Raw genomic sequence first — 16437 nt, 5'->3', positions numbered from 1 at the left:
CTCTGTTATGCCATCCGGGAGACCATTCCGGCGGCTTTCATTCGCAACATTAGCCCCACGAGGCCACAGCAACAACGGGAAAGTGCTGGTGTGGATAACCGATACGGTAATTTGGGACGGTGCTGATCTCTGACCGCGACATTCGTGCCGAAATTGATTCCCAGCGGATCGTGCTGGAACCGTTCGATCCGGCGATGGTCCAGCCGTCGTCCGTGGATGTCCGGATCGACAAATTCTTCAGGTTGTTCGACAACCACAAGTACGCGCACATCGATCCCGCGCAGGAGCAGCCCGAGCTGACCCGGCTGGTGGAAGTGGAGCAGGACGAGGCCTTTATCCTGCACCCGGGCGAGTTCGTCCTGGGGTCGACCTACGAGACCGTGACGCTGCCCGATGACATTGCGGCCCGGCTGGAAGGCAAGTCATCCCTGGGCCGCCTTGGCCTGCTGACGCACTCCACCGCAGGCTTCATCGACCCCGGTTTTTCCGGCCACGTCACTCTCGAACTGTCCAACATGGCCACCCTGCCCATCAAGCTGTGGCCGGGCATGAAGATCGGCCAGCTCTGCTTCTTCCGGCTGAGCTCGGCCGCGGAGTTCCCGTACGGCCAGGGGGAGTACGGCAACCGGTACCAGGGCCAGCGCGGTCCCACCGCCAGCCGCAGCCACCTGAATTTCCACCGCACCAGTATCTAGCACCACCTGTAGCCGGCCGCCGGCCGTCGGCCACCAGCCGGGCCGCAGGAACGCTAGAGCTGCGGTGCGACCACCGGCCTCCGGATGAACGGCTTGGCCAGCGGTTCCACGTAGCGCGCGGCCAGCGGCCCCATCACCGCCATCAGCAGCACGTAGGCGGTGGCGAGGGCAGCGAGCTGATGCGGGACCGCTCCCGAAGCGACAGCCAGCCCCGCAATCACGATGGAAAATTCGCCGCGGGCCACCAAGGCAGCGCCGGCGCGGAAGCGCCCGGGCCGGGCAATCCCGGCCTGCTTGGCCGCCCAGATCCCGGTCAGCATCTTGGTTGCCGCGGTGGCGACGGCCAGGACCAGGGCCCACCCCAGGACCGGCGGGATGGATGAAGGGTCCGTGTTGAGCCCGAACGCCACGAAGAAGATGGCGGCGAACAGGTCCCGGAGCGGTTCGAGGATGCGGGTGGCGTTGTGGGCGGTGGAACCCGAGATGGCGATCCCCAGCATGAAGGCACCCACCGCGGCGGAAACCTGCATGGCGGACGCTGCGCCCGCCACCAGCAGGGCTGCTCCGAGGACATTCAGCAGGAAGACCTCGGAGTTCTCGCTGTGCACTGCCTTGGAGACATGGTGCCCGTGCCGCAGGGCCACCATGAGGACCACGCTGACCACGGCCAGGGCGATCCCCACCGTGGTGAGGCCGCCGAGGAAACTCACGCCCGCCAGCGTGGCCGTGAGGATGGGCAGGTACACGGCCATGGCCAGGTCCTCGAAGACCAGGATGGACAGCACCACGGGGGTTTCCCGGTTGCCCAGCCGGCCGAGGTCCGTGATGACCTTGGCGGCGATGCCTGACGAGGAAATGTAGGTGACGCCGCCCATGACCATGGCCCCCACACCACCCCACCCCAGGAGCAGGGCAAGCGCGGCACCGGGCAGGAAGTTCAGGACGAGGTCGAGGACGCCGGCCTGCCAGGAGCGGCGCAGGCCGGTGAAGAGCTCTGCGGCCGTATATTCCAGCCCGAGCATAAGCAGCAGGAGGATGACGCCGATCTCCCCGGAGAGATGTGCGAACTCGTGCATGCCTTCAAGCTTGATGATGCCGCCGGCACCAAACGCCAGCCCGCCCAGCAGGTAGAAGGGGATGGGGGACATGCCGATGCGTCCGGCCAGCCTGGCCAGGAGGCCGAGGCAGAACACAACGGCCCCCAGTTCAACGAGGGTCTGGGCCAACGGGTCCATGGGAACTAGCCGTGGCGCAGGATGTCGGCCGCTGAGTCGAGGCCTTCCTGGGTGCCCACTGCCACCAGCAGGTCGCCGGGGTGGAGGACGACGTCGGGTCCGGGCGAAGGCAGCACCTCACCCTCGCGCATGATGGCCACGATCGACACGCCGCACCGGGTGCGGATGGACGCCTTGCCCATGGGCTGGTTCTGGAACGGGGAGTCCGCTGCAATGGAGAACTGCCGGGTGACGATGCCCGGGACGTCCTTGTGCTCCTCCGCGAGCTTCATGGCCAGGTGCATGCCGCCCAGGAGGTTGCCCAGGGTGGCTGCTTCATCGCTGGTGAGCGGAATCGAAGCCTGGCAGGTATCGGGGTCGTCCCAGGTGGAAACGATGAGTTCCGTCTGGCCTTCCCGGAGTTCCACCACGCCGATGCGGCGTCCGGAGGCGGTCATGAAATCCTTCCGGCGGCCCAGCCCGGGGAGGTTCGTTTCATCCACGTTCATGACTCCAGCCTAGTCTGCCTGGCAACATCCCGCCGGGGTCCGGAACAGGGCCGGACGATGGTTTCAGCTGGCGGGGACCACGGCGATGGGTGCCCGTTCCGGCGCCTTTACCGGCAGCAGGACCAGCAGTCCGGCGAGCAGGACCACCATGATGCCCAGGATGCCCCACCGCTGCGCCTGCCCGGCGGGCACCAGCGGGGTGGCCACGGTGATGCAGAGCGTGAAGAGAGCGGGCGCCAGGAAGCTGACGGCCCGTCCGGTGGTGGCGTAGAGGCCGAACAGCTCACCGGATTCGCCATGCGGTGCCAGCCGTGCCAGGTAGGCGCGGGAGGAGGATTGGGCGGGACCGACGAACAGGCAGAGGAAGAGCCCGAAGACCCAGAACGTCGTGCTGCCCGCCCACTCCATGCCGAAGACGGAATAGTTGCCGTTTCCCAGGACCAGGATTGCGCTCCCGGCAACCAGGAGGCCCACCAGGGAACCGGTGATGACCGTCTTGGGTCCCACCTTGTCGTCCAGGAACCCGCCGATCACCGCGCCGATGGCTGCCACGACGTTCCCGAAGATGGCGAAGAAGATGACTTGGGAGAGGGCAAAGCCGAAGGTGCCGGCAGCGATGATGCCGCCGAACGTGAAGACGGCGGCGAGGCCGTCCCGGAACACGGCGCTGGCCAGGAGGAAGTAGATGGTATGCGGGCTGGTGGCGTAGATGGCCTTGATCCGCCGGAACAGCAGCCCATAGCTGGCCAGGAACCCCAGGCGCGCCGTCTGCCCTGAGCGGGGCAGTTCAGGGACGGCAAACAGGACGGGGAGCGCGAAGACGAAGAACCACAGGGCGGAGAAAACCGCCACCAGCCTGATGTTGAGGCTGTCCTGCGTGGAGGCGCCGAACCATGCGAAAGCAGGCTGGACGAACAGCTGCAGGACGATCAGGAGTGCCACGATGCCGCCCAGGTAGCCGGCGCCCCAGCCGAAACCGCTGACCTTTCCGATGTTCCGTGGGGTGGACACCTGCGCGAGCATGGCGTTGTAGTTGACGCCGGCGAATTCGAAGAAGACATTGCCCAGCGCGATCAGGGATACGCCGAGGAGCAGGAATTCCGGGTGCGGGAACACGAAGAAGCACAGGGCGGTGAGGATGGCGACGACGGCCGAGTTGACTCCCAGCCACAGCTTGCGCCGGCCCCCTGCGTCCGAGCGCTGGCCGGTGACCGGTGCCAGCAGCGCGATGGCGAACCCGGCAACCGCCAAGGCGCCGCCCAGCACTGCGGAGGCACTGTCCTCGCCACCGAAGGCGTTGGACGTCAGGTAGACGGTGAAGACGAAGGTGGTCATGACGGCGTTGAAGGCCGCCGAGCCCCAGTCCCAGGAGGCCCAGGCCAGGACCTGCCCTTTGGTGGAGGACCCGGTTCCGGCAACAAGATCCGAGGCGGGCTGCATCGCCCCTGGAGCGCTGGCGCTGTTCATAGGATGCATCGTATCCGCCCGTGGCGAACACCCACGGGAGCGCGGGCCCTTGTCGCCGGGGATTCCGGCTTTGGGTGGAGGTAAAACCGCCTAGGGTACCGGACCGGCCTTGGTAAACTGAACCCTCCCGAACCTTACTTTTTGCCGCCTGCTCCAACTTTTGACAATCGAATCCCTGACGTTGCGGAGAATACAGTGATCACAGTCCTTGCCGTGCACTTTTCGGTGGCTGTCCTCGCGCCCTTCCTCTTCAGGGTCTGGGGCCGCAACGCCTTCTACGCGTTGGCTGCCGTCCCGGCGGTTTCCTTTGGCTGGCTGATGTTCCAGCACAACCCCATCTACTCCGGACCCGGTGCCGTCACTGGGGTCCTCGAATGGATCCCCAGCCTCCACCTTTCGCTGTCGTTCCGCATGGACGCGCTGGCCTGGGTGATGTCCCTGCTGGTGCTCGGCGTCGGGTCCCTGGTCCTGGTTTACTGCGCGCGCTACTTCAAGCGGAAGGACCAGGACCTGGGCGCCTTTGGTGCCCAGCTGCTGGCGTTCGCCGGTGCCATGTTCGGCCTGGTCACCGCGGACGACCTCCTGCTGCTGTTCATCTTCTGGGAACTGACCACCATCCTGTCCTACCTGCTGATCGGCTTTGCCCGGACCCGGCTTGCGGCCCGCCGCTCCGCACTCCAGGCGCTGATGGTCACCACCGCCGGCGGCCTTGCCATGCTGGTGGGCCTGATCATGCTGGGCAATGCCGCCGGAACCTACAGCATCTCCGCCATCCTGGAGCAGGCCCCGGCGCTGGCCGGCGGGACGGCCGGCACCATGGTGAGCGCCGCCGTCGTCCTCATCCTGGTGGGTGCCATCACCAAATCCGCGCTGGTCCCGTTCCACTTCTGGCTTCCGGGCGCCATGGCGGCCCCCACCCCCGTGAGCGCATACCTGCACGCCGCGGCGATGGTGAAGGCTGGCATCTACCTGGTGGCGCGGCTTGCCCCGGGATTCTCGGAGACGGCGTTCTGGCAGCCCGTGGTCCTGGGGCTGGGCCTGGCCACCATGCTGGTGGGCGGCTACCGGGCGCTGCGGCAGACCGACATTAAGCTGATCCTGGCCTACGGCACCGTCAGCCAGCTGGGCTTCCTCACCATGGTGGTGGGCCTGGGAACGCCGGACGCCGCCCTGGCGGGCCTGGCCATGCTGCTGGCGCACGGCCTGTTCAAGGCCACGCTGTTCCTGGTGGTGGGCATCATCGACCACCAGTCCGGGACCCGCGACGTCCGTAAACTGTCCGGCGTCTTCCGCTCCTCCCGGGCCCTTGGCATCGTGGCCGGCATCGGGGCTGCGTCCATGGCGGGCGTTCCGCTGCTGGCCGGCTTTGTGGCCAAGGAATCGGTGCTGGAAGCATTCGTGCACCACGCCGCGGACCCGCACGCCGGGCCGTGGGGCATGGTGGTGCTGGTGGGAATAGTGGTGGGCTCGATCCTCACTTTCGCCTACAGCGCCCGCTTCATGTGGGGCGCGTTCGCCGTCAAGCCCGGCGTGGACCCCACCCCGTTCAAGGCCATCAGGCCCTCTTTCCTGGCCGCTCCCGCGGTCCTCAGCCTCCTGACGATCGCCTACGGACTTTGGCCGGTGCCGGTGGACGCCTGGATCCAGCCGTACGCCGCGCTGTTCGCTTCCACAGCGCCCGACGCCGGCACCGCGGCAGCGCAGGCGGGCCACCTTGCGCTGTGGCACGGCGTCACACCCGCACTGGGGCTGACGGCCGTCACCTTCGCACTCGGCCTGGCCATGTACTTTGGCCGCGGCGCAGTGGCCCGGGCCCAGTCCCTGGTCCCGGCCTGGGTGGACGCCGACCGCGCCTACCAACTGACCATCGGCGCGCTGGACGACGCGGCCGTCTGGATCACCGGCCGGACCCAGCGCGGTTCACTGTACTTCTACCTCGCGGTCATCCTGAGCGTGGCGTTCGTCCTGCCGCTGGCCGCGATCCTGCTTGGCGGCAACGCCCTGCCGCAGGACATCTACCTTGTGGACCCCAACTCGCCGCTGCAGCTGGTGGCCGGGGTGGGCATCGTCATCGGCGCCCTGGCTGCCGTCAAGGCCAACAAACGTTTCCTTGCCGTGCTCATGGTGTCCGTCACCGGGTACGGCATCGCGCTGGTGTTTGCCCTGCAGGGTGCCCCGGATCTGGCCCTGACCCAGATGCTGGTGGAAACCATCATCCTGGTGGCCTTTGTCCTGGCCATGCGCAGGCTGCCGCCCGAACTGCGGGACCGCACCGGCGGGAAATACCGGGTCCTGCGGGTGATCATCGGGCTGGGCTTCGGCGTGACCATGGTGTTCGCCGCGATTTTCGCCATGGGCGCCCGGACCGCCATCCCCGTGTCCCTGCAGTTTCCGCAGCTCGCCTATGAAGGCGGCGGGGGCCTGAACGTGGTCAACGTGACCCTGGTGGACATCCGCGCCTGGGACACCTTCGGCGAGATCAGCGTCCTGGCGCTGGCCGCCACCGGAGTGGCAAGCCTGATCTTCGTCCGCGGCCGGGGCGACAGGCTGCAGGCGTCCGCCACCGTCGCAGCAGGCACCGTGGGACGCCACCCCGGTGTCGACCCCGGCTCCCGCGACGCTGCGGCGCTGGCCATCAGCCGGAAGTTCGCAGCCTCCACCCGGGACGTTTGGATTGTGGCAGGGCGGACCCTGGCTCCGGAACGCCGCTCCATCATCTTCGAGGTGGTCACCCGGCTGATCTTCCACTCCATGATCATCTTCTCGCTGTACCTGTTGCTGGCCGGCCACAACCTGCCCGGCGGAGGATTCGCCGGCGGCCTCACCGCGGGACTGGCCCTGACCATCCGGTACCTGGCGGGTGGCCGGTTCGAGCTGCGGGAGGCGGCGCCCCTGAGTGCCGGCGCGCTGCTGGGCATTGGCCTGGCCCTGGCGGCCGCCTCCGGGGTGATGCCCCTGCTGCTGGGCGGCCAGGTCTTCCAGTCCGCCATCATCCAGGTGTGGCTGCCCGTCTTCGGGGACATCAAGTTCGTCACCTCCACCATCTTCGATATCGGCGTCTACATCGTGGTGGTGGGCCTGGTGCTTGACGTGCTGCGCAGCCTCGGAGCCGAGATCGATGAACACCTGGAGGACCAGTCCGGGCCCGGGAGCGAGGACCAGGAACCGGACCAGGAGCAGGAGCCGCACCAGGAACCGGACCACGGCCAGGGCCGGGAGCCGGACCGGGCCGGGGAAGAGCAAGGATCCGGCCGCCTGGACCAGGAACCGGACGGGGTTCCTGCCGAAACCACCGCAAAGGGCCACGCATGAGCGTCAACCTGACCCTGCTGATTGTCATGGGAGCGCTGTACGCCTGCGGCATCTACCTGATCCTGGAACGCAGCCTGACGCGGGTGTTGCTGGGGCTGATGCTGCTGGCCAACGCCACCAACCTCCTGATTCTCGCCACCGGGGGATATGCAGGCCTGGCGCCGCTGTTCTCCAAGGACACACCTGCCCAGGACTACAACGATCCACTGCCGCAGGCCCTGATCCTGACGTCGATCGTGATTTCCTTCGCCGTCACGGCATTCATGCTGGGCATCATCTACCGCACGTGGGTGCTGGCCCGCCAGGACGACATCCAGGATGACGTTGAGGACCTCAGGGTGGCGGAGACCCCCAGCTTCGACGCGGAGGACGACGCCGAAGTCCCCGCGGAAACCTCCGAATTCCCGCTCACCATGCTCGGTTCCGACGGCCGGAATGTGTCAGACCACGGACCGTCCGGAGCGGATGCCGGCCAGGAAACGGACCAGCCGGTGGCCACGCTGGTGGCCGGCGGCCGGGAGATGCCCGCAGAACACGCTGCCGCGGAGGAAAAGCCCGGCTCACTCAACGTTGATCCCAGCCCGGAAGGAGGCGGAAAGTGAACATCGCAAGCTTTGCCCCGCTCGCCGTCGTACTTCCCATCCTGGGCGCCGCCCTGACCTTCCTGCTGATCCGGCACTCCAGGGCCCAGCGCGCGGTGAGCATCGCCCTGCTGTCGCTGACCCTGGCGCTCGAATGCCTCCTGCTGGCCTCCGCGTGGAATGACGGCACCGCCGCGGTGACCATCGGAGGCTGGATCCCTCCGTTTGGCATCGTCATGGTGGTGGACCAGTTCTCCTCCCTGATGCTGGTGGTGTCCTCCGCCGTGAGCCTGGCTGTGCTGGTCTACGCCACAGGGCAGGGCATGGCCGACGGCGACCACGACGCACCGGTCTCGATCTTCCACCCCACGTACCTGATCCTGGTGGCAGGGGTGTCCAACGCGTTCCTGTCCGGGGACCTGTTCAACCTCTACGTCGGCTTCGAGATCCTGCTGACGGCAAGCTACGTGCTGATGACCCTGGGCGGCACCGGGCCGCGCATCCGCGCCGGCGTCACCTACGTGGTGGTGTCCGTGGTGTCCTCGGTGCTGTTCCTGATTGCCATCGCCATGGTGTACGGAGCCACGGGAACGGTGAACATGGCTGACCTGGCCATCAAGCTGGGCGAACTGGACCAGGGCACCAAAACCCTGCTGCATGTGATGCTCCTGGTGGCCTTCGGCATCAAGGCCGCCGTTTTTCCCCTGTCCTTCTGGCTCCCCGACTCCTACCCCACGGCACCCGCGCCGGTCACCGCCGTGTTCGCCGGCCTGCTGACCAAGGTGGGCGTCTACGCGATGGTCCGGACCGAGACGCTGCTGTTCCCCGGCGACACGTTGAACACGCCCCTGATGGTGGTGGCGCTGCTGACGATGGTGGTGGGCATCCTGGGTGCGCTGGCCCAAAGCGACATCAAGAGGCTCCTCTCGTTCACCCTGGTCAGCCACATCGGCTACATGGTGTTCGGGCTGGCCATGTCCTCCGCGGTGGGATTGGCGGCGGCGGTCTTCTACGTGGCGCACCACATCACCATCCAGACCAGCCTCTTCATGGTGACCGGCCTGATCGAGCGCCGCGGCGGCAGCTCGTCGGTGGACCGGCTGGGCGGCCTCGCAAAGCTCTCGCCCATGCTGGCCCTGCTGTTCTTCATTCCCGGCATGAACCTGGCCGGCATCCCGCCGTTCTCCGGGTTCCTTGGCAAGGTGGGGCTGCTGCAGGCCGGCGTCCAGCTGGGCACACCACTGGCCTATGCGCTGGTGATCGGCGGTGTGGTGACCAGCCTCCTGACGCTGCTGGCCATCGCCAGGGTTTGGAACCGCGCGTTCTGGCGCCGCCCCACCGACGCCGAACATCCGGACCCGGTGCTCCTGGCCCCTCCCGTGGCGAGGCTCTCCGGTCCAGGCGCCAAGGTCAACAACACCGTGACGCTCCTGCCGCGCACCATGGTGGGTTCGACAGCGGGCCTGGTGGTGCTCGGCGTTGCCCTGACCGTCTTTGCCGGACCGCTGTTCGCTCTCTCGGACCGGGCCGCCCGGGACATGCTTGACCGGACGCCGTACATCGAGGCGGTGCTGGGCGACGGTACTTCCGTCCCGGGCACAACCGCCGGGGGAGGAGGGCGATGAGCCGCAAACGCATTTCGCTGCGCCAGGAGCTGCCCCTGCTGGTCTGGCTGGTGATCGTCTGGGGCGCCCTGTGGCAGGATTTCAGCCCCGGAAACCTGTTGTTCGGTGCCCTCCTGGCCGTGGGCGTGGCCCGGCTCTTCTACCTTCCGCCGGTGGAGCTCAGCGGCCGCTTCAATATCCTCTACGCCGTGCCCTTCGCGCTGGCCTTCGTGGGCAAGGTGGTGGTGGCCAGCGCCCAGGTGCTGTACCTGGCAACGGCCCGCGGACCCAAGGTGACCAACGCCGTCGTCGCGGTGAAGCTGAGGAGCCACCAGGACCTGATCGTCACCGCCACCGGCCATGTGATCTCCCTGATCCCGGGCTCGCTGGTGGTGGAGGTGGACCGTTCCACGTCCACCCTCTACCTGCACGCCCTCAACATCACCTCAAAACAGGACGTGGAGGGCCTGCGGAACGAAGTCCGTTCCATCGAAGCCGGCCTGATCCGCATCATGGGCAGCCGCGAGGAACTTGAAGAAGTGCGAATGGAGGCCACCGCATGATGAACGTTGTCCTGGCCGTCACGGCCGTCATTTTCTCGCTGGCCGCGGCGGGTGCCATCCTCCGGATCGCCCGCGGCCCGTCGCTGCTGGACCGTGTCCTGGCAGCCGACGTCCTGCTCGCCATCCTGGGCGGGGCGCTGTGCGTGGATATGGCAGTGAACCGGCACTTGAACAACCTGATGCTGGTGGTGGCCATCTCCATCATCGGGTTCATCGGGTCCGTGACGGTGGCCCGGTTCGTGGCGGACCGGAGGGTGAAGCCCAATGAATCCTGACTTTTCCGGGCCGGATGCCTGGATCGACGCTGTCTCGGCCGTGTTCATGGTGGTGGGCGCGCTCATGTCCCTGGGCGCGGCGATTGGCCTGCTGCGCTTCCCGGACCTGCTGAGCCGTATGCATGCCGCCACCAAGCCGCAGGTCCTGGGCCTGTTCCTGCTGCTGGCCGCCATTGGGCTGCAGATGCGGACCTGGTGGGTGTGGCCGGTCCTGGCTGTGGCATGGATCTTCCAGCTGCTCACGGTGCCCGTGTCCGCCCACATGGTGGGCCGGGCCGGATACCGCACCAAGCACCTGCACAGGGAGCTGCTCACGGCCGACGAGCTGGAAGCCGTGGTGCAAAAAGCCGCCGCCGAGACCGCCCTGGAGGACAGTTCCGACGACGGCCGGTAACGCTAAGCGAAGCTTTGGGCAGCTAGACGATGTCTTGCGTCTTGGCGAAGCGAGTGATGGCACGCTGGGTGCCGCGGTTGGCCAGGACCTGGATGATGGCACTGACAGACGCCGAGATCAGCGCGAAGGTCAAAGCAGACCGGAGGCTGGTGGGGACGTCCTCGTTCTTGCCGGTGGGTGCTTTCTGCCCCGTGGTCTTTTCCCAGATGGTGTTGACCAGCTTGGTGCCGGCCAGGCCTGCGCCGAGGCTCACGGCGGTCCCGAGCAGTTTGATGAGAAGGTTCATTGCTGGTACTCCTTGCGGGCGGAAAACGGACTGGTTCCAGCCTAGCCTCACACCCGGGCTGGTCCGGGCAGGGCGTGGCCGGCGGGCGGCTCTGTGGTCAGGCCGGGGGCTGGCCGGCCTTGGGTTCGGTGCGGAACTTGATCATCTTGTGGGTGCCGTCGCAATAGGGCTTGATGGCGGACGCCCCGCACCGGCACAGGGCGACGGTCCTCCGCTCCCTGGGCACGGCGTCGCCGGAAGGGGTAACGATCTCGAAGTCGCCCCTGACAATGAGGGGACCATCGGGGCACACCACGATTGAGCCGGGGGCGGGTTCCTGCTCCACGTCCGGCCGTGTTCCATGCTGTTCGGGGTTCATGCCTGCACCACATTCATCGTTGTTTCCGGTTTCCTCGGCGCCCAGCCGCTGCGGCTTCGCAGAATCGTCGTAGGCCTGCCGCGAGCTTGTCACGCTGCCGCCGGCACGGCCGCCCGGAGCGATGTTTCCCCGGCTTCCCAGGAGGACAGGAGGTGGGCGGAGACGCGGCCGTCGATCGCCATGACGGCGGTGGCGCCGAACAGGACGTCCGCAAGGAGCTTCGGCTCGGCTTCAACCAGGCCGCCGGCGAGGTCCCGCCCGGCAATCTGCTCATGCACGGCGTCGGCCTCCACATGCTCATCGAAGTAGTGGGTGACGTCCGCGGCGAAACCGTGCCGGCGGAATCCGTTGCCGTAGAAACGGTTGGGCTGGGATGAGGTCATTTCGTAGATGGCCAGGTGTCCGGTGATGGCCCCGCGGAGCCGCCGGTTCAGGCCGCACAGCGACATGAGGTTCACGGATGCGAGGGAGACGGCCGGGATGGTGTCGACGTAGGCGCCGTACCTGTCGTCCAGGCCCAGCCCGCGCATGGTCCGGGCAAACAGCGCGCTGTGCATCCGTTCCGGCCTGCCGCCGCCGTATTCGTCCGCCTGGATTTCCACGAGGGCAGCCTTCGCCCGGCCGGTGAGCCGCGGAATGGCCCAGGTGTGTGGATCGGCTTCCTTCAACTGGTACACGGACTTGTGGATCAGGAACTCTTTGAGCTGCTCCAGGCTTGCCTTCCGTGCGACAAAGCGGGAAACGCTGGGACCGGTGTCCATAGAGGCGAGGCCAAAAAGGACGTCGGCAACGGCATCGCTGGTCATGGCAATCCCGGCGGCCAGGTCGGCATCACCGGCGGCCTGGCGTGCGGCGGCACGAAGGGCGGCTTCGAAGGGTTCCTCGATCAGGCGCCGGACCCTGATCAGGGCAGGTTCCCACTCCCAGGCGTCGCTGACCCCGTCCAGGCCCGAATAATGCAGTTCGTAGAGGCAAAAGAGGGACAGCTGGATGTCTTCGCCGGCGATGATGTCACCGGTTCGGGCCACCTGCCCCGCGACCAGCCAATGCAGCCCGTCCAGCTCGGGCGTGGCTGCATCAGGGGCCTTGGACAGGGCCGCAAAGAGGGCGCTGCTGATGGGGCCTCTGGTGTCCGGGATTCTCATGGTGCTCCTTGGTTGCCGCGCCGGTTCCGGGAAGGGACGCCGAAGGTGCTCCCATTCCCTGTGGTGGTCGTACCCCGGGGACAACATAGTAAGCATGATTACTAATGAAAGCTAAGCGGCCTGGTGCCGCCTGGCATGTACGGGTGCTTGTCCCGCTGCGCCTGGTCAGCCAGGGCTGGTTGGCCGGCGCTACTCGTCCAGCGCCGACCCCAGGATGTCGCGCAGTGCCTCAACCACCAGTTCGTGGTCCTGCAGCTGCGGCAGTCCGGACACCGCCACGGAAGCCACCACCCCAACGCCCGTGACGTGGATCGGAAACGCGCCCCCGTGTGCCGCATAGCGGGACTGGTCGAACCAGGCGTTGTCCTCGATCCGGCCGCCGCCCAGCCGGCCACGCAGTCCCACCAGGAGGGAGGGTGCCTCGTACCGGAGGGCAGTGCGCTGCTTGGCCCGGATCCAGTGGCCGTTGTCAGGCGTGGCGCCAGGAAGTGCGACATGGAACAGCACCTGCTCACCCTTGGCGATGTCGATGGCGATGGGCAACGACCGCTCCTTGCCCAGTTCAACGAGGAGCAGGCCAAGGTTCAACGCATCGTCCAGCGAGAAGCCGGGGAACTGGAGCTCCCGGACCTCCGCCTCGATGCGGGCAATCTGCGCCTCCAGTGAGCCCTCCGGCTGGGCGTCGCTGGAATCAGGATCGAACCCGGTCACATCCGGTGGATTGGCGGTCATGGCCCTCAATCTACTCCTGCCAGGTGTAAACTTGACCACGCCCAACTGGGCGAAATTAACAGCGTTACCCAACCACAAAGCAACACTAAAAACGACAGGGGAGCGCCGCCGTCGGGCATCCTGGCACAGGCCGGGCACCGCAGGTGGGCGCTGAGAGTGCGGACAGCCGCAGACCCTCGAACCTGATCCGGTTAGTACCGGCGCAAGGGAGTCGAGTTCTCAAAGTGTCGCGGATGCACGGCCACAGGCCCGCAGCCGGGTCCACTTTCCCCTCCTGTTTCCCAGGAGGATCACATGAGTACTGCAGCAATCAAGAAGACCACCAGTAAGTCCTGGCGCGTCGTGGACATCGTCGTCGCCGCCCTGGTGGCCATCGCGGGCGGTGTCATCTTCTGGGCATGGGACCAGGGGGCCGCCGCACTGTCCGCCCCCATGAACGCCGCCTACCCGCCCCTGACCGGACTGCTCGCCGGCGGCTGGATGATTCCCGGGGTGCTGGGCATGCTCATCATCCGCAAGCCCGGAGCCGCCCTGTTCTGCGAGACCGTAGCCGCCACCGGCGAACTGCTGATGGGTTCCCAGTACGGCGCCTCGGTCCTGTTTTCGGGTTTCATCCAGGGCCTGGGCGCGGAAATCATTTTCGCGATCTTCGTCTACCGCAAGTTCAACCTGCCTGTATCGCTGCTGGCCGGCGCCGCGGCAGGGTTCTTCTGCGGCCTGAATGACTCGTTTGCCCCGTGGGGCTGGAACATTGCCTACTCCGGCGCGGACAAGCTCGCCTACATCGTGCTGACCACCCTTTCCGGGGCCATCCTGGCGGGCGCTTTGTCCTGGCTTGCCACCCGCGGCCTGGCCCGCACCGGCGTGCTGAGCTCCTTCGCGTCCCGTAAGGCTGCCACGGAGCCTGTCTTCTCCTGATGGCACCCTCCCAGGACGCCTCCGGCACGATCCAGCCTGCCGCCATCGCCGCCCGCGGCTGGGGATGGCGGCACGCCGGACGGGCCAAGCCCGCCGTCCACGGCCTTGACCTGGACATCGCCCCCGGGGAGCGGGTGCTCCTGCTGGGGCCCTCCGGCGCCGGAAAGTCCACGCTGCTGCACGCCCTTGCCGGCGTCCTGGGAGACATAAACGACGACGGCGAGGCAGGCGACGCCGACGAGTCCGGTTCGCTGCTGGTTGACGGAGCCCCGCCCCGGGCACGGCGCGGCCGCGCCGGTCTCATGCAGCAGGACCCGGAGACCCAGGTGGTCCTGTCGCGGGTGGGGGACGACGTCGCCTTCGGCGCCGAAAACCTTGCGGTGCCCCGCGACGCCATCTGGCCGCGCGTTCACGAGGCACTTGCCGACGTCGGGCTCGCCCACCTCCCGCTGGACCACCCGACGTCGGCCCTCTCCGGCGGCCAAAAGCAGCGCCTGGCGCTGGCGGGCATCCTGGCGATGCGTCCCGGACTGATCCTGCTGGACGAGCCCACCGCCAACCTGGACCCGGACGGCGTGCTGGAGGTCCGCGACGCCGTGGCCCGCTCCCTGGACAAAACCGGGGCGACGCTGGTGGTGGTGGAGCACCGGGTGTCCGTCTGGAAGGACCTCGTGGACCGGATCGTGGTCCTGCAGCCCGGCTCCGCCGCGGATCCTGCAGTGCTCCTGGACGGGCCGCCGGACCGCGTCCTTACGGAGGCGCGGAGCATGCTGGCCGCAGCGGGCGTCTGGGTGCCCGGGTATGTGCCGGCCACACGCGCCCGCGCCGCCGTCCCGGCTCCCGGTGCAGGCAGCCTCCTGCTGGCCGCGGAGCAGCTGGGCGTCTCCCGCGAACGCCCCCGCCGCAAAGGCTTCCGGAAGATCCCGCCGGTCCCGGTCCAGGAAGGCGTGTCCGCGCAGATCCGTGCCGGGCAGGCCCTTGCCATCACCGGCGCCAACGGTGCCGGCAAGTCCACGTTCGCGCTGACCCTCGCAGGGCTGCTTGAGCCGGTGTCCGGAAAAGTGTCCGCGACGCTGGACCTCAGCCGCGGTGCCGGCATCGACCCGTACAAGTGGAAGGCCGAGCAGCTGATTTCGCGGGTGGGCACGGTGTTCCAGGAGCCGGAGCACCAGTTCGTCACCGGAAAGGTGCTTGACGAGCTGCTCTTCGGCCCCCGGCACCTGGGGCACGGCGAGGACCGGGTTGAGGAACTGCTGGAGCGGCTGCGCCTTACCCAGCTGGTGGACGCCAACCCCTATACGCTCTCCGGCGGTGAGAAGCGGCGCTTGTCCGTGGCCACCGTCCTGGCCGCCAGCCCCCAGGTGCTGATCCTGGACGAGCCCACGTTCGGCCAGGACGCCAATACCTGGGCCGAGCTGGCATCGTTCCTGTCCGAGCTCCTTGATGCCGGCACCGCGGTGGTAGCCGTGACCCATGATGCCGAATTCACGGAGGCGCTGGGCGGGGCGGAACTGCGGATGGCCGTGGCGGAAGCGGTGGCGCCATGAGGCAGCAACTCACCTTGAGCGGCAACCACGCCCTCCTTGCCCGCGCCAACCCTTTGAGCAAGTTCGCGGCCGTCCTGCTCATCACGGCCGTCCTGGCGCTGTCCATCGACTGGGTGTCCGCGTCCGTGGCCCTGGTGTTCGAACTTCTGTTGTTTCCCCTGGCCGGGCTCACCCTGTCCCTGCTGTGGCAGCGCGGCTGGCCGCTGATCCTCGCCGCTGCCGTGGGAGGCTGGAGCACCTCCATCCTGGCGCCGGACAGCGGCAGGATCCTGCTCGACGCCGGCATCTGGACCATGAGCGAGGGTTCCCTCCAGCTCGGCATAGGATTCCTGCTGCGCGGTTTTGCGATCGCCCTCCCGGCGGTGCTCCTGATGAGCTGCACCGATCCCACCGACCTCGCCGACGCGCTCGCGCAGAAGGCACGCCTGCCGCACCGGTTCGTCCTGGGAACCCTGGCTGCGATGCGTTTGGTGGGGCTCATGGCCGAGGAATGGCAGACCATCGGGATGGCGCGGCGTGCCCGCGGCGTAGGTGCGCGGGGCAGCCTGGGGCAGCGGGTGAAGGCGACACTCGGGCAAAGTTTCGGGCTCCTGGTCCAGGCCATCCGCCGTGCATCGAGGCTCGCCGTCACCATGGAGGCGAGGGGTTTCGGCGGCGGCCGGCGGACCTGGGCCCGGGGGTCCACCTTCAGCCCGCTGGACCTCTGGGTGGTGGCAGGCGGCGTCCTGGTGGCCGGACTCGCCCTTTTCGCAGCTGTTACGGCCGGTACCTGGAATATGGTGTGGCTGGGGAGTTAAGCCACCCGCCCGGGGGACAGGCGGGGCTCCCTATCGCACC

At 67.5% G+C, this 16437-nt stretch carries 17 protein-coding genes and 1 riboswitch; of the genes, 10 read left to right on the top strand and 7 right to left on the bottom strand.

All coding sequences use genetic code 11. The annotated features are described in order from the left end of the window. Positions 1-119: 119 nt before the first annotated feature. A complete protein-coding gene (gene dcd / locus LDO22_RS12385) occupies positions 120-695 on the top strand; it encodes a dCTP deaminase (RefSeq protein WP_159630142.1) in 576 nt (191 codons plus the stop codon). A 53-nt stretch (positions 696-748) separates the two neighbouring features. On the opposite strand, the gene LDO22_RS12380 is transcribed toward dcd, so the two are convergent. The 3 genes from LDO22_RS12380 to LDO22_RS12370 all read right to left on the bottom strand — a co-directional run bounded on the left by LDO22_RS12380 (position 749) and on the right by LDO22_RS12370 (position 3885). Continuing rightward, positions 749-1930 (bottom strand): cation:proton antiporter, encoded by a 1182-nt coding sequence (locus LDO22_RS12380; RefSeq protein ID WP_224023502.1) that lies wholly within the window; start codon positions 1928-1930, stop codon positions 749-751. A 5-nt stretch (positions 1931-1935) separates the two neighbouring features. Further along, entirely contained in the window at positions 1936-2418 is a 483-nt protein-coding gene (locus LDO22_RS12375) for a TrkA C-terminal domain-containing protein (RefSeq protein ID WP_159630146.1), read from the bottom strand. Positions 2419-2481: 63 nt separating this feature from the next. After that, positions 2482-3885 (bottom strand): MFS transporter, encoded by a 1404-nt coding sequence (locus LDO22_RS12370; protein ID WP_224023501.1) that lies wholly within the window; start codon positions 3883-3885, stop codon positions 2482-2484. 195 nt (positions 3886-4080) lie between these two features. Between LDO22_RS12370 and LDO22_RS12365 the strand changes: the two genes are divergently transcribed. From LDO22_RS12365 to mnhG, 6 genes are read left to right on the top strand one after another with little or no spacing between them, the layout of a single operon-like run. Then, the gene (locus LDO22_RS12365) at positions 4081-7197 is read left to right on the top strand and encodes a Na+/H+ antiporter subunit A (RefSeq protein WP_224023499.1); all 3117 of its coding nucleotides are present in this window, start codon (positions 4081-4083) and stop codon (positions 7195-7197) included. After that, the gene (locus LDO22_RS12360; protein WP_224023497.1) at positions 7194-7799 is read left to right on the top strand and encodes a Na(+)/H(+) antiporter subunit C; all 606 of its coding nucleotides are present in this window, start codon (positions 7194-7196) and stop codon (positions 7797-7799) included. The genes LDO22_RS12365 and LDO22_RS12360 overlap by 4 nt, the downstream gene beginning before the upstream one ends. Then, positions 7796-9403 (top strand): Na+/H+ antiporter subunit D, encoded by a 1608-nt coding sequence (locus tag LDO22_RS12355; RefSeq protein WP_224023495.1) that lies wholly within the window; start codon positions 7796-7798, stop codon positions 9401-9403. Before LDO22_RS12360 ends, LDO22_RS12355 begins: the two co-directional genes overlap by 4 nt. Beyond that, positions 9400-9945: a Na+/H+ antiporter subunit E gene (locus LDO22_RS12350; RefSeq protein ID WP_224023493.1), complete on the top strand. Its 546-nt coding sequence runs from the start codon at positions 9400-9402 to the stop codon at positions 9943-9945. Before LDO22_RS12355 ends, LDO22_RS12350 begins: the two co-directional genes overlap by 4 nt. Beyond that, positions 9942-10220 (top strand): monovalent cation/H+ antiporter complex subunit F, encoded by a 279-nt coding sequence (locus LDO22_RS12345; protein ID WP_224023491.1) that lies wholly within the window; start codon positions 9942-9944, stop codon positions 10218-10220. Before LDO22_RS12350 ends, LDO22_RS12345 begins: the two co-directional genes overlap by 4 nt. Continuing rightward, on the top strand, positions 10210-10614 hold the full coding sequence (mnhG, locus tag LDO22_RS12340) for a monovalent cation/H(+) antiporter subunit G (protein WP_224023489.1): 405 nt from the start codon (positions 10210-10212) through the stop codon (positions 10612-10614). Before LDO22_RS12345 ends, mnhG begins: the two co-directional genes overlap by 11 nt. 22 nt (positions 10615-10636) lie before the next feature. Here the strand turns inward: mnhG and LDO22_RS12335 are convergent, their stop codons facing one another. From LDO22_RS12335 to LDO22_RS12320, 4 genes are all read right to left on the bottom strand, one after another. Then, complete coding sequence (locus LDO22_RS12335) at positions 10637-10900, bottom strand: DUF4235 domain-containing protein (RefSeq protein ID WP_159630162.1); 264 nt, start codon at positions 10898-10900, stop codon at positions 10637-10639. Positions 10901-10997: 97 nt separating this feature from the next. Continuing rightward, positions 10998-11351, bottom strand: coding sequence for a CDGSH iron-sulfur domain-containing protein (locus LDO22_RS12330; protein WP_224023487.1), 354 nt, complete (start codon positions 11349-11351; stop codon positions 10998-11000). Next, on the bottom strand, positions 11348-12403 hold the full coding sequence (locus LDO22_RS12325) for an iron-containing redox enzyme family protein (RefSeq protein ID WP_224023485.1): 1056 nt from the start codon (positions 12401-12403) through the stop codon (positions 11348-11350). Before LDO22_RS12325 ends, LDO22_RS12330 begins: the two co-directional genes overlap by 4 nt. A 189-nt stretch (positions 12404-12592) precedes the next feature. After that, complete coding sequence (locus LDO22_RS12320; protein ID WP_224023483.1) at positions 12593-13135, bottom strand: heme-degrading domain-containing protein; 543 nt, start codon at positions 13133-13135, stop codon at positions 12593-12595. Positions 13136-13221: 86 nt separating this feature from the next. Then, a riboswitch (TPP riboswitch) is annotated at positions 13222-13362 on the top strand. A gap of 67 nt (positions 13363-13429) precedes the next feature. Between LDO22_RS12320 and LDO22_RS12315 the strand changes: the two genes are divergently transcribed. The 3 genes from LDO22_RS12315 to LDO22_RS12305 are packed head-to-tail and all read left to right on the top strand — an operon-like array spanning position 13430 to position 16397. Next, complete coding sequence (locus tag LDO22_RS12315; protein ID WP_018769981.1) at positions 13430-14053, top strand: ECF transporter S component; 624 nt, start codon at positions 13430-13432, stop codon at positions 14051-14053. Then, positions 14053-15600 (top strand): ATP-binding cassette domain-containing protein, encoded by a 1548-nt coding sequence (locus tag LDO22_RS12310; RefSeq protein WP_224023481.1) that lies wholly within the window; start codon positions 14053-14055, stop codon positions 15598-15600. Before LDO22_RS12315 ends, LDO22_RS12310 begins: the two co-directional genes overlap by 1 nt. Continuing rightward, positions 15597-16397, top strand: coding sequence for an energy-coupling factor transporter transmembrane component T (locus tag LDO22_RS12305; RefSeq protein ID WP_224023479.1), 801 nt, complete (start codon positions 15597-15599; stop codon positions 16395-16397). Before LDO22_RS12310 ends, LDO22_RS12305 begins: the two co-directional genes overlap by 4 nt. Positions 16398-16437 lie beyond the last annotated feature (40 nt).

This window comes from Arthrobacter sp. NicSoilC5, from assembly GCF_019977395.1.
GTDB lineage: Bacteria > Actinomycetota > Actinomycetes > Actinomycetales > Micrococcaceae > Arthrobacter.
This window is presented reverse-complemented; position numbering and strand designations above follow the sequence as displayed.